Source organism: Citrobacter sp. CK194 (assembly GCF_030333395.1).
In the GTDB taxonomy this organism is placed as follows: Bacteria; Pseudomonadota; Gammaproteobacteria; order Enterobacterales; family Enterobacteriaceae; genus Citrobacter_B; species Citrobacter_B koseri.
The window spans coordinates 130,571-142,932 of record NZ_JAOWGA010000017.1 but is presented as its reverse complement, the minus strand read 5'-3'; the positions used below and the strand labels follow the sequence as shown (position 1 = coordinate 142,932).

General features: G+C 51.7%; 16 protein-coding genes and 1 other annotated feature (1 of these 17 cut by a window edge). Of the genes, 8 read left to right on the top strand and 8 right to left on the bottom strand.

Features of this window, described 5'->3' with window-relative positions; all coding sequences use genetic code 11:
- The first annotated feature begins 101 nt into the window (after positions 1 to 101).
- Positions 102 to 365 carry a cell division activator CedA gene (cedA, locus tag OGX80_RS09055; protein WP_196050445.1) on the top strand — a complete coding sequence of 88 codons (264 nt, stop codon included), beginning with the start codon at positions 102 to 104 and terminating at the stop codon, positions 363 to 365.
- A gap of 49 nt (positions 366 to 414) precedes the next feature.
- Here cedA and tcyP read toward each other — a convergent pair whose 3' ends face one another.
- The 4 genes from tcyP to hxpB form a co-directional block, all read right to left on the bottom strand.
- Complete coding sequence (tcyP, locus tag OGX80_RS09050) at positions 415 to 1,806, bottom strand: cystine/sulfocysteine:cation symporter (RefSeq protein ID WP_012132621.1); 1,392 nt, start codon at positions 1,804 to 1,806, stop codon at positions 415 to 417.
- 132 nt (positions 1,807 to 1,938) lie between these two features.
- Positions 1,939 to 2,541, bottom strand: coding sequence for a metal-dependent hydrolase (locus OGX80_RS09045; protein WP_077956894.1), 603 nt, complete (start codon positions 2,539 to 2,541; stop codon positions 1,939 to 1,941).
- 85 nt (positions 2,542 to 2,626) lie between these two features.
- Positions 2,627 to 3,388 (bottom strand): 2-dehydro-3-deoxy-D-gluconate 5-dehydrogenase KduD, encoded by a 762-nt coding sequence (gene kduD / locus OGX80_RS09040; RefSeq protein ID WP_112002382.1) that lies wholly within the window; start codon positions 3,386 to 3,388, stop codon positions 2,627 to 2,629.
- Positions 3,389 to 3,536: 148 nt separating this feature from the next.
- Positions 3,537 to 4,205, bottom strand: a complete 669-nt coding sequence (hxpB, locus tag OGX80_RS09035) for a hexitol phosphatase HxpB (protein ID WP_012132618.1) — start codon at positions 4,203 to 4,205, stop codon at positions 3,537 to 3,539.
- A gap of 148 nt (positions 4,206 to 4,353) precedes the next feature.
- Here hxpB and OGX80_RS09030 point away from each other — a divergent pair, with 148 nt between their 5' ends.
- Positions 4,354 to 4,890 carry a YniB family protein gene (locus tag OGX80_RS09030; protein WP_012132617.1) on the top strand — a complete coding sequence of 179 codons (537 nt, stop codon included), beginning with the start codon at positions 4,354 to 4,356 and terminating at the stop codon, positions 4,888 to 4,890.
- A 79-nt stretch (positions 4,891 to 4,969) separates the two neighbouring features.
- Here OGX80_RS09030 and OGX80_RS09025 read toward each other — a convergent pair whose 3' ends face one another.
- The 3 genes from OGX80_RS09025 to pfkB form a co-directional block, all read right to left on the bottom strand.
- Complete coding sequence (locus OGX80_RS09025; RefSeq protein ID WP_024130386.1) at positions 4,970 to 5,830, bottom strand: fructosamine kinase family protein; 861 nt, start codon at positions 5,828 to 5,830, stop codon at positions 4,970 to 4,972.
- 110 nt (positions 5,831 to 5,940) lie between these two features.
- Positions 5,941 to 6,228 (bottom strand): type V toxin-antitoxin system endoribonuclease antitoxin GhoS, encoded by a 288-nt coding sequence (locus tag OGX80_RS09020; RefSeq protein ID WP_012132615.1) that lies wholly within the window; start codon positions 6,226 to 6,228, stop codon positions 5,941 to 5,943.
- A gap of 106 nt (positions 6,229 to 6,334) precedes the next feature.
- Complete coding sequence (pfkB, locus tag OGX80_RS09015; RefSeq protein WP_012132614.1) at positions 6,335 to 7,264, bottom strand: 6-phosphofructokinase II; 930 nt, start codon at positions 7,262 to 7,264, stop codon at positions 6,335 to 6,337.
- A gap of 287 nt (positions 7,265 to 7,551) precedes the next feature.
- Between pfkB and OGX80_RS09010 the strand changes: the two genes are divergently transcribed.
- Positions 7,552 to 8,310 (top strand): DUF481 domain-containing protein, encoded by a 759-nt coding sequence (locus OGX80_RS09010; protein ID WP_012132613.1) that lies wholly within the window; start codon positions 7,552 to 7,554, stop codon positions 8,308 to 8,310.
- Between the two features lie 189 nt (positions 8,311 to 8,499).
- Here OGX80_RS09010 and yniD read toward each other — a convergent pair whose 3' ends face one another.
- Positions 8,500 to 8,607, bottom strand: a complete 108-nt coding sequence (gene yniD / locus OGX80_RS09005) for a small membrane protein YniD (RefSeq protein WP_096753848.1) — start codon at positions 8,605 to 8,607, stop codon at positions 8,500 to 8,502.
- 304 nt (positions 8,608 to 8,911) lie between these two features.
- Between yniD and thrS the strand changes: the two genes are divergently transcribed.
- The 5 genes from thrS (at position 8,912) to pheM (ending at position 12,324) form a co-directional block, all read left to right on the top strand.
- A complete protein-coding gene (gene thrS, locus OGX80_RS09000; protein WP_060816194.1) occupies positions 8,912 to 10,840 on the top strand; it encodes a threonine--tRNA ligase in 1,929 nt (642 codons plus the stop codon).
- 3 nt (positions 10,841 to 10,843) lie between these two features.
- Complete coding sequence (infC, locus tag OGX80_RS08995) at positions 10,844 to 11,386, top strand: translation initiation factor IF-3 (protein WP_047457361.1); 543 nt, start codon at positions 10,844 to 10,846, stop codon at positions 11,384 to 11,386.
- 96 nt (positions 11,387 to 11,482) lie between these two features.
- Positions 11,483 to 11,680, top strand: a complete 198-nt coding sequence (gene rpmI / locus OGX80_RS08990) for a 50S ribosomal protein L35 (RefSeq protein ID WP_001124225.1) — start codon at positions 11,483 to 11,485, stop codon at positions 11,678 to 11,680.
- Between the two features lie 118 nt (positions 11,681 to 11,798).
- On the top strand, positions 11,799 to 12,155 hold the full coding sequence (gene rplT / locus OGX80_RS08985) for a 50S ribosomal protein L20 (protein WP_000124850.1): 357 nt from the start codon (positions 11,799 to 11,801) through the stop codon (positions 12,153 to 12,155).
- Between the two features lie 119 nt (positions 12,156 to 12,274).
- Positions 12,275 to 12,362: a sequence feature (Phe leader region), on the top strand; it runs 36 nt beyond the window's last position.
- Entirely contained in the window at positions 12,280 to 12,324 is a 45-nt protein-coding gene (gene pheM / locus OGX80_RS08980; protein WP_001386830.1) for a pheST operon leader peptide PheM, read from the top strand. It overlaps the preceding feature by 45 nt.

The following is a 12,362-nucleotide window of genomic DNA, read 5'->3' as shown; positions in this document are numbered from 1 at the left end:
TGACCAGACGCGGTGCGTCGCCATCAGTGTAAACCGCACATGCAAGGCGGGACGAACGGGGGCAAAATCAGCTAAGATAGTGTTTTTCTGATTTTTAGCATTTGCCTTTAGTGAAACAACTGATGATGAAACCTCTTCGCCAACAAAATCGCCCGGTTATCAGCTATGTTCCACGCGTGGAGCCCGCGCCGCCAGAACATGCGATAAAAATGGACGCGTTTCGTGACGTATGGATACTGCGCGGAAAGTATGTCGCCTTTATCTTAATGGGGGAGGCATTTCAGCGATCGCCTGCATTTACCGTTCCTGAGTCGGCGCAGCGATGGGCGAATCAGGTTCGCCAGGAAAATGAGATAGCCGAATAATTCGCATAAAAAAACCGCCTGATTAAGGCGGTTTTTTCATCACGCGGGATCAATGATGTGCCAGTTCGGCATCGTCTTCACTGTCCAGAAGGGTTTTGTCCGTCTGCTTCAGCCACTGGCTGGTCAGCGTACCGGCAGTCATTGAGCCGCTCACGTTCAGCGCGGTACGACCCATATCGATCAGCGGTTCAACGGAAATCAGCAGCGCGACCAGCGTGACCGGCAGGCCCATCGCAGGCAGGACGATCAGCGCAGCGAAGGTGGCGCCGCCGCCGACGCCCGCGACACCGGCAGAGCTGACGGTCACAATACCGACCAGGGTGGCAATCCAGACCGGATCAAGCGGGTTAATACCGACAGTCGGCGCAACCATCACCGCCAGCATAGCCGGGTACAGGCCTGCACAACCATTCTGACCAATCGTCGCGCCAAAAGAGGCGGAGAAGCTGGCGATGGATTCCGGTACGCCCAGACGACGCGTTTGCGCTTCCACGTTCAGCGGAATGGACGCGGCGCTGGAGCGGCTGGTAAAGGCGAACGTCAGAACCGGCCATACTTTACGGAAATATTTCAGCGGGCTGACGCCGTTGACGCCCAGCAGGATACCGTGCACCACAAACATGATGATCAGGCCAAGATAAGACGCGACCACGAAGCTACCCAGTTTGATGATGTCCTGTAGGTTAGACCCTGCGACGACTTTGGTCATCAGCGCCAGTACGCCATATGGCGTCAGTTGCATTACCAGGCGCACCAGCTTCATCACCCAGCTTTGCAGGGTATCGATAGCGATTAACACGCGTTCGCCTTTCGGCGCGTCGTCTTTCAGCAGTTTCAGCGCCGCGACGCCGAGGAATGCCGCGAAGATCACCACGCTGATGATGGAGGTCGGGTTTGCGCCGGTCAGGTCAGCAAACGGGTTTTTCGGCACAAACGACAGCACCAGTTGCGGCACGCTGAGGTCGGCGACTTTGCCGACATAGTTGGTTTCGATGGCGTTCAGACGCGCGGTTTCCGCGCCGCCCTGCACCAGACCTTCCGCCGTCAGACCGAACAGGTTGGTGACCAGTACACCCACCAGTGCGGCAATCAGGGTAGTGAAAAGCAGCGTGCCAATGGTCAGAAAGCTGATCTTACCCAACTGAGACGCGTTATGCAGACGCGCAACGGCGCTGAGAATAGACGCGAAGACCAGCGGCATGACGATCATTTGCAGCAGTTGTACATAGCCGTTGCCGACGATGTTGAACCACTGAACGGAGTCTTTTAGTACCTGGCTGTCAGACCCGTAAACGGTGTGCAGGGCGAGACCGAAGATCACGCCCATCACCAGACCGACCAGCACTTTTTTTGCCAGACTCCACTGTTTGTGGCGAGTTTGCGCCAGCACGAACAGCAGTGCAACGAACACCACGATGTTCGCGATTAATGGAAAATTCATCCCCGTTCTCCTGATTTTTTTATACGTATCGCCGTGTGACAGCGATCCTGTTGGCGCAAGGTTAGCAGAACTGTGACCGACCTCTTATATTCAAATGGAATTGTTTATGCCAAAAATGACATTTATGCTGGTTTACTCAGCAATCTGGTGATTTATAAAGCGATCGAACTGCATTTGCAGCATATTAATCATCTGCGACGACCAACGCACTGCACTGTTTTCGGGCATTGTCTGCGGCATCCAGATAGCCCACACGAATAACGCCATGCATAAAAAACGCTCCAGTTGATTGCCTTTTTGCGGAACGAGGATCGGCAGACGGAAGCGCCAGCGGCAGGGCCAGAGCAGGGGAACGCCCGCCGGGGTCAGCATATCGGCCAGAATATGGCTTAAATAACCGAGCACCATTCCTTGCAGGGCATCGGCCGGAATAATCCAGCTCTCCGGCACTTTCAGGTAGAAAAGGGCAAGCATAGCGAACACGGCGAACAGGCTGTGCGTAAACCCGCGATGGCCGAACGCGCGCGCGACAGGTTTTGATATCCATTTCAGACGCTGGCCAAGAAATGATTTTGGATGATCAATATCGGGCAGCAGGCAGGTCAGGATGGCCGAAGGGACAATATGCCACCAGTCGCCCTGAGCGAGAACCGGCGTCAATTCCGCATTTTTGGCAAACACTGCGCAGGCAATGGAAAAAAGAAGGTGGCCTTCCGCCGTCATGATAAAACCCAATAAACTGTCAATTCATACAGTATAGGGTTTTTATACAGTAGGCGGAAGAGGTGACGTTGTAACTCTATGTCACAAATGACATGAATTAGCGCGCCAGCCAGCCGCCATCGACGGCGAGGGTATAGCCGTGAACGTAATCAGACGCCGAAGAAGCGAGAAAGACAACCGGGCCTTGCAGATCGGCAGGTGTGCCCCAGCGTCCGGCCGGAATGCGGTCAACAATCTCTTTGCTGCGTGCGGCGTCATCCCGCAGCTGCTGCGTATTGTTCGTCGCCATATAACCGGGAGCGATGGCGTTCACGTTGATGTGGTGCTCCGCCCATTCGTTCGCCAGCAACCGCGTGATGCCCAATACGCCGCTTTTCGACGCAGTATAAGAAGGAACGCGAATGCCGCCCTGGAATGAAAGCATTGAGGCGATATTAATAATCTTCCCGCCATCACCTTGCTTCAGGAATTGCCGTGCGACGGCCTGAGAGAGAAAGAACACGGATTTGAGATTCAAATTCATCACATCGTCCCAGTCTTTCTCGCTAAACGACAGCGCGTCTTCGCGGCGGATCGTCCCGGCGTTGTTCACCAGAATGTCGATTCGGTCAAACTGTTCGACCGTTTGCGCGACAATAGCCGGGATAGCGCGTTGCTGGCTCAGGTCGGCCTGGATCGCCATAAAACGGCGTCCGAGCGCCGCCACTTTTGCTGCCGTATCGTGGGGGACTTTGCGATTAACGCCGACGATGTCGCAGCCTGCTTCCGCCAGCGCCAGCGTCATTCCCTGCCCAAGCCCGGTATCGCATCCGGTCACTATCGCGACTTTACCTGCAAGACTAAACGCATCCAGAATCATGTTCACCTCGGCTATCGGTTTTTATCAGTTTTTTGCCCTGAGAAAAGGATAGAAGAGGCGGTGAAGGAATACAATAAAAAATGAAACAGTGTTTTATAAAACAGATGTGCGTAGCAAAACGGGCAATGTCGCCACCGCCCGTCGCTATTTAACCGCGCAGATGCGCTGCGGTCAGTTCAGCCAACGAAGTCAGTTTGACGTTGGCAAGGGCAAAGCGCGGGTCGTGCTGGCCTTCTTCCGCCGGAACAACAATTGAGCGCATTCGCGCCGCTTTTGAGGCGACCATGCCGTTGACGGAGTCTTCCAGCGCAACGCAGGTTAACGGGTCAACGCCCAGTTTGGCCGCGCAATCGAGGTATACCTGCGGATGCGGCTTGCTGTAAGGCAGTTTTTCCGCAGAGGCCAGGGCATCGAAACTTTCACGCAGATCAAACATGGTCAGCACCTTTTCCAGCATATGCAGGGGGGAAGCGGAGGCCAGACCGACCATTAACCCCTGAGATTTGCACAGCGCAACCGCTTCGCGCACGCCGGGGAGCAGCGGGCGAGTTTCTTCAACCAGTGAGATGGCGCGGGTAATGATTCGGTCAGTAACCGCCTGACGGTCTGGCCCATTCCACGGTTGTTGGGCGTACCAGAGGTCAACAACCATATCGATGCGTAAACCCAGCGTATCCGGGAGTTCATGGCGGCGGGTAATATCTACGCCTAAACTTGCCATGACCTCCAGTTCAGCTTGATCCCAAAGCGGTTCGGAATCGATCAGTAGTCCATCCATATCGAAAATTGCAGCAAGAATCTGACGCGGGGTTGACATTACAACCTCTCCTTTTGAGGTAAGAACACAATGGATTAAGCGCTTATTATGGCTAATGACGTATCATAGCGCCTTTAAAGAACAGGCGAAATTGGTTATCAGCAGGTAGACTTAGGCCAAAACGACGCGTCTTTATCAAGGGGAACTCATGACGTATCAACAAGCTGGACGCATTGCTGTCTTAAAAAGGATTCTGGGATGGGTGATTTTTATCCCCGCGCTTATTTCCACACTGGTTTCATTGCTGAAGTTTATGTATGAGCACAGCGAAAAGCAGGAAGGGATTAACGCGGTGATGCTTGATTTTACTCACGTTATGATTGATATGATGCGGGCGAATACCGCGTTCCTGAACCTGTTCTGGTATAACTCGCCGACGCCGGATTTTCAACACAGTCTGAACATTGTTTTCTGGGTGATTTTTGTGTTGATTTTCGTTGGCCTGGCATTGCAGGACTCAGGCGCCAGGATGAGCCGCCAGGCGCGTTTTCTTCGCGAAGGGGTTGAAGATCAGCTTATTCTGGAAAAAGCGAAAGGCAGCGAGGGGTTGTCACGCGAGCAAATTGAGTCGCGCATCGTGGTTCCGCATCACACGATCTTCTTACAGTTTTTCCCGCTTTATATCCTGCCGGTGATTATCATCGTGTTGGGCTACGTTTTCTTTTCGCTTCTTGGATTTGTGTAGCAATGAAAAATGCCCGATAGCGCTTCGCTTATCGGGCCTGTGGTTCAGTGCATTTGTAAGCTGTCATCCGGCACAATGGCTATGCCGCCAGCAACCTTTCCATCGCTTTTTGCGCCACCACCAGGTGTTGCCCGCCAAACAGTCTCGCCCGATTGAGCAGGGTATAGAGCTGATAAATCGGCTGGCGATCCAGAAAATCCAGCGGTAGTGGAGAAACAGACTGGTAGCCATCATAGATCTGCGGAGGTTGGTCGGTATGCAGCGGCAGCATGGCCAGATCGCACTCCCTGTCGCCCCAGTAACAGGCGGGATCGAAAATGTAGGGGCCATCAGGCCCAAGCGCGCAGTTTCCTGACCATAAATCGCCGTGCAGCAGCGAAGGCTGCGGCTGATGCGAGGCCAGACGCTGCTGAACATGCTCAACGATCGCATCGATATTGCCAAATGCGATGCCTTTTTCTGCCGCCAGTTCGAGCTGCCAGCCAATGCGTTGTTCGGCAAAAAATGTTGACCAGCGTCGTTGCCAGGCATTGGGTTGAGGCGTGGTGGACAGGGCGTTATCAAAATCAAGGCCAAACTGGGGCTGGTCGCTCCATTCATGTAAATGGGCAAGTTGCTGACCGAGGATAAAGGCGTTGTGGGCATCCAGAGGACGGGGAGGAAGATAATCCATCACCAGAAAACTGTAGTCTCTGTCTGAGCCCTGCGCCCAGACTTTCGGGACGGTGACGGTTTTACTGCGCGAAAGCAGTTCCAGTTGGTCAGCTTCCGCCGTAAAGCCGGGAAGGAGCTCTCTTTCATCACATTTGACGAAAAAATCGCGTCCCGCATAGCGTAAATGCCATGCGGCATGGATCTCTCCGCCGGGCAGTTCATTACGCAGTTCGATTTCGCCTTCACCTAATTGCTCGCTTAAAAGACGACTGATAGCCTGCCACATGATGTCTCTCCCCATGTTGTCTGCCAGATCATAAGGTTAGCGCATAAATGCGGTGAAAAAACACGAGCTAACGCACACCGTAGACGCGTTTTTGCACAATGGCACTGATATTATCGGTCTTTAGTCCACTCCTCCCATGTCATGACCGATATTTCTGGTTTCTTATCTAAAGCGCTTTCCGCCAGCCCGGCGGTAAGCGCGGCGATCTCATCTTCGCTCAGGGCGCTGATAAAACCAAATGTATTGGTACCCAGTTCATGTACATGCCCTTGCTCGTCGGTCATGGTGAGCAGAAAACCGCACCGCGTCAGATGGTTGTTCAACTCGTTAATTTCTGTCAGCGAGTCTTCATGAAATTTCACGGTTATGACATAGCGGATGACATCACCACTGGCCATAAATCACCTCTTTGTAATCACATGATTTTTTAGCATAGTCGGTTAATTCGTATGCTGATAGCTTTGCCGCTGAAACCCCCTCGTAATAAGGAGGGGGATGGCCCGATCACTGAGAAAGCCAGGCGTAGATTTTCTGCGTATCGTCCCGGGAACACAGACGTGTTCCTTGATTCAACGTCGCCGCGCTGCCTGCCGAGACGCCGAAACGCACCATCTCTTCCAGCGAGGCGTTTTCCGCCAGTTTTAGCGTCATTGCGCCAACCATGCTGTCGCCCGCGCCGACGGTACTTTGACTTCTGACGGGAGGGGGAACAACCTGGACGCAGCTTTCGCTATCTACCGCCAGCGCCCCCTGCGGCCCCAGAGACACAACGACGCGGCGCGCTTTGCCGCTCTTCACGATTTCCTGCGCCGCTTGGCGCACATCGTCAGGCTGCGTGAGTTCGCGATTAACCAGCGCGCTCAGCTCTTTTTGGTTCGGTTTGACCAGTTCAATATTGCCGAGAGATAACGCCGCGTTGAGCGCATCGCCCGAACTATCAATAATGCAGCGGATGCCCTGTTTCTGCGCGGCGGCAATAAGCTGCGTCAGTTTTTCCAGCTTGACGCCGGGCGGCAGACTCCCGCTGATAACCAAAATGGCGCCGGATTCGATCTCCAGAACCTGTTCTTCAATCTGGCGAAATTCGTCATCGTCGAGTGCGGCGCCGGGCATGACAAAGCGATATTGTTCCCCGCTGGACTCCACATGAACATGCAGGTTTTGTCGCGTCCAGTCTTTGGCGTCGATGGTGACGACGGGGACGTTTTCATCGGCCAGAAGTGCGACCAGATGTTCGCCGGTCGCGCCGCCTGCGGGGAAAATCGCGGTTGCGGTTCCGCCAAGATGGGCAATCGCGCGGGCAACGTTGATTCCGCCGCCGCCGGGTTCAAAAACGGGTGATGAACAGCGAAGTTTCCCTTCGGGATAGAGTTGTGGGGTGATTGTTGCGCTATCGAGAGAGGGCGCAAGTGTTAACGTATAGATACGTATCATCTTTACCTCCTGTTAGGCTGACTTCAGTCTGGCACTGAATGCCCGGAAAGGGAAGTAATTAACAATATGATTTACTGGATATTTATTTAAAATTACCGGGAGAAAGATATATAAATAAATATCTGCTTTGGGAACTCTCTTATTCAAAAAATGAAATAAGAATTCATTGCTATGTTATTCGAGCCTTTTTATAATTTGTTACCTTTCCTGGATCGTTTGTCATTGATCCTTATGAAAGTTTCCGGGACCGTAACGGTCTCTTTTTTTGTTGTACGGACTCTTTATAAATGAAGCTTTTGAAGACAGTACCCGCTGCATTAATGTTGGCAGGGGGCGTATTTGCGTCAATGCATGCCGCTGCTGATGATTCCGTTTTTACTGTCATGGATGATCCCGCCACTGCGAAGAAACCCTTCGAAGGTAACCTGAATGCGGGCTACCTTGCTCAGTCAGGCAACACGAAAAGTTCTTCTTTAACGGCTGACACCACGATGACCTGGTACGGTGCAACCACCGCCTGGTCGCTGTGGGGGAATGCCAGCAATACATCCTCCAACGATGAGCGCTCTTCGGAGAAATACGCGGTAGGCGGCCGTAGCCGTTTCAATATGACCGACTATGATTACCTGTTTGGCCAGGCAAGCTGGCTGACAGATCGTTACAATGGTTATCGTGAGCGTGACACACTGACCGCCGGTTATGGCCGTCAGTTCCTCAACGGGCCGGTGCACAGCTTCCGTTTTGAATTCGGTCCTGGCGTACGCTATGACGAACATACCGATGGCAAAACCGAGACCCAACCGCTGGGCTACGCTTCCGGTAGCTACGCCTGGCAGATGACGGATAACACCAAATTTACGCAGGGCGTGTCCGTTTTCGGCGCTGAAGATACCACCCTCAACTCAGAGACGGCGTTGAATGTCGCGATCAACGAGCATTTTGGTTTAAAGGTGGCTTATAACCTGACCTGGAACTCCGAACCGCCCGCAACGGCGCCGGAACATACCGATCGCCGCACGACGGTATCGTTAGGGTATAAGATGTAATCGCCTGCCGGGTTGTTTTAAACACGACCCGGCTTTTTAAATTAGCGTTTTTATCGCGATTGCGCGCTAAGTGAAATTATATTTATATTTTCCGTGGCGAATGCCATTCATAAAAACGCGTTGAACGTGCATATTATTGATGCTTTCTATTCATTCGCAGGAATTAACTTTCGGCGAACGCTTCGGATATTAGCCCCAAATCATCGCCGCCCAGCGGAGCAGCAACATTGCGCCGCAAATGAGGAGCAATACGACAACCATCTTCCAGTGTTTTTTGGCAAAGCGGTTTGTTGGCATTTTCTCTCTTCCTGTCAAAATCGGACTGATGCTCCCAGTGTAACAAAAGCGATGGCGCGTCAGGGAATTGATTTACATCATACAGTTCGGCGTGATTGCGGCTTTGATCGGCAGTCAATGCCGTGTACACTGTCAAACGGTGTTATCAAAAAACGGGTGTAGGTCCAGTCTCGCCATTCAGGCGGGCCGTGACATATTTCGCAGAGTGAAGCGGGAATCAGCCCATAACTTTTTGATAATTTTAAATATTGAAACTTTGTATGTGATCTTTCGTGTGGGTCACCACTGCAAATAAGGATATAACATGCCTGTTATTACTCTTCCTGATGGCAGCCAACGCCATTACGACCACGCTGTAAGCCCCATGGATGTTGCGCTGGACATTGGTCCAGGACTGGCGAAAGCCTGTATCGCAGGTCGCGTTAATGGCGAACTGGTTGATGCGTCCGATCTCATTGAACACGACGCTCAACTGGCAATCATCACCGCGAAAGATGAAGAAGGTCTGGAGATCATTCGTCACTCCTGCGCGCACCTGTTAGGGCACGCGATTAAACAACTTTGGCCGAACACCAAAATGGCTATCGGTCCGGTTGTCGATAACGGTTTTTACTATGATATTGATCTCGACCGTACGTTAACCCAGGAAGATGTCGACGCGCTCGAAAAACGGATGCACGAGCTTGCTGAGAAAAACTACGACGTCATTAAGAAGAAAGTGAGCTGGCACGAAGCGCGTGAAACCTTCGTGAAGCGTGGCGAAACCTATAAGGTTTCTATTCTTGATGAGAATATTGCGCATGATGACAAGCCGGGCTTGTATCATCATGAAGAATATGTCGATATGTGCCGTGGCCCGCACGTGCCGAACATGCGTTTCTGCCATCACTTCAAACTGATGAAAACCGCAGGGGCATACTGGCGTGGCGACAGCAACAACAAGATGCTGCAACGTATTTATGGTACGGCGTGGGCGGATAAAAAATCCCTGAACGCCTATCTGCAACGCCTTGAAGAAGCCGCCAAGCGCGACCACCGTAAAATCGGTAAGCAGCTTGACCTGTATCATATGCAGGAAGAAGCGCCGGGTATGGTGTTCTGGCATAACGACGGCTGGACTATCTTCCGTGAACTGGAAGTCTTTGTGCGTTCTAAGCTCAAAGAATATCAGTATCAGGAAGTTAAAGGCCCGTTCATGATGGACCGTGTGCTGTGGGAAAAAACCGGGCACTGGGAAAACTACAAAGATGCGATGTTCACTACCTCTTCAGAGAACCGTGAATACTGCATCAAGCCGATGAACTGCCCGGGCCACGTGCAGATCTTCAACCAGGGTCTGAAGTCCTACCGCGATCTGCCGCTGCGTATGGCGGAATTCGGTAGCTGCCACCGTAACGAACCGTCAGGCGCCTTGCATGGCCTGATGCGCGTACGTGGTTTCACCCAGGATGATGCGCATATCTTCTGTACTGAAGAACAGATTCGCGATGAAGTGAACGCCTGTATTCGTATGGTCTACGATATGTACAGCACCTTTGGCTTCGAGAAAATCGTCGTCAAACTTTCCACTCGCCCCGAAAAACGTATCGGTAGCGATGAAATGTGGGATCGTGCTGAGGCGGATCTGGCCGTTGCGCTGGAAGAAAACAACATCCCGTTTGAGTATCAACTGGGTGAGGGCGCATTCTACGGTCCGAAAATTGAATTTACCCTGTATGACTGCCTCGATCGTGCATGGCAGTGCGGTACGGTACAGCTGGACTTCTCTCTGCCGTCTCGTCTGAACGCCTCTTATGTTGGCGAAAACAACGAGCGTCAGGTGCCGGTGATGATTCACCGCGCGATTCTTGGGTCAATGGAACGTTTCATCGGTATCCTGACTGAAGAGTTCGCGGGCTTCTTCCCGACCTGGCTTGCGCCGGTTCAGGTAGTGGTGATGAACATTACCGATACTCAGTCTGAATACGTTAACGAATTGACGCAGAAACTACAAAATGCGGGCATTCGTGTAAAAGCAGACTTGAGAAATGAGAAGATAGGCTTTAAAATCCGCGAGCACACTTTACGTCGTGTCCCTTACATGTTGGTCTGTGGCGACAAAGAGGTAGAAGCAGGCAAAGTAGCCGTGCGTACCCGTCGTGGCAAAGACTTGGGCAGCCTGGACGTAAATGAAGTTATCGAGAAGCTGCAACAAGAGATTCGCAGCCGCAGTCTTCAACAACTGGAGGAATAAAGTATTAAAGGCGGAAAACGAGTTCAAACGGCGCGTCCTAACCGTATCAATGGCGAAATTCGCGCCCAGGAAGTTCGCTTAACAGGTCTGGAAGGCGAGCAGCTTGGTATTGTGAGTCTGAGAGAAGCTCTGGAAAAAGCTGAAGAAGCTGGAGTAGACTTAGTCGAAATCAGCCCTAACGCCGAGCCGCCGGTTTGTCGTATAATGGATTACGGCAAATTCCTCTATGAAAAGAGTAAGTCTTCTAAGGAACAGAAGAAAAAGCAAAAAGTTATCCAGGTTAAGGAAATTAAATTCCGTCCTGGTACAGATGAAGGCGACTATCAGGTAAAACTCCGCAGCCTGATTCGCTTTCTCGAAGAGGGCGATAAGGCCAAGATCACGCTGCGTTTCCGCGGTCGTGAGATGGCCCACCAACAGATCGGTATGGAAGTGCTTAATCGCGTGAAAGAAGATCTGGCTGAACTGGCAGTTGTCGAATCCTTCCCTACGAAGATCGAAGGCCGTCAGATGATTATGGTGCTCGCTCCTAAGAAGAAACAGTAAGGCCTTCAAGTAGCAATTCCTGTGGAGCCTTCGGGCTTCACAGATTTTGTTCGCCTGGGTTTCGTTTATTAACAATGCGAAGTGGAAGTTATTAAAATGCCAAAAATTAAGACCGTACGCGGTGCTGCTAAGCGCTTCAAAAAAACCGGTAAAGGTGGTTTTAAGCACAAGCACGCTAACCTGCGTCATATTCTGACCAAAAAAGCGACCAAGCGTAAACGTCACCTGCGCCCGAAAGCCATGGTTTCCAAAGGCGATCTGGGTCTGGTAATCGCGTGCCTGCCGTACGCATAAGCCGTTAACGTTTTTTTTAACTTTTTTATGCCCGATAGATTTCGCATGTCGCAAGGCGGTTAACGCCGCGAAAATGTGAAAGATGAAGGGCGAATCAGAATAGATACAGGAGAGCACTATGGCTCGCGTAAAACGTGGTGTAATTGCACGCGCACGTCACAAGAAAATTTTGAAACAAGCCAAAGGCTACTACGGTGCGCGTTCTCGCGTATACCGCGTTGCCTTCCAGGCAGTTATCAAAGCTGGTCAGTATGCTTACCGTGACCGTCGTCAACGTAAGCGTCAGTTCCGTCAACTGTGGATTGCGCGTATCAACGCAGCAGCACGTCAGAACGGTATTTCTTACAGCAAATTCATCAACGGCCTGAAAAAAGCCTCTGTTGAAATCGACCGTAAGATCCTGGCTGACATCGCAGTATTCGACAAAGTAGCGTTCACCGCTCTGGTTGAAAAAGCGAAAGCAGCTCTGGCATAAGCCAGTGAAAAGAGGGAGCCTGGCTCCCTCTCTTTTATTTGTAGTGCAATCAATCAGTTGACAATTTATCCGTAACCCTTTTCAATAAAGGTTGTCCGGTTTTACCACACAAGGTAACGCAAGCATGAATGCTGCTATTTTCCGCTTCTTTTTTTACTTTAGCACCTGACTCCAGGAGGCTAGCGCGTGAAAGAAGAAACGAAAAAC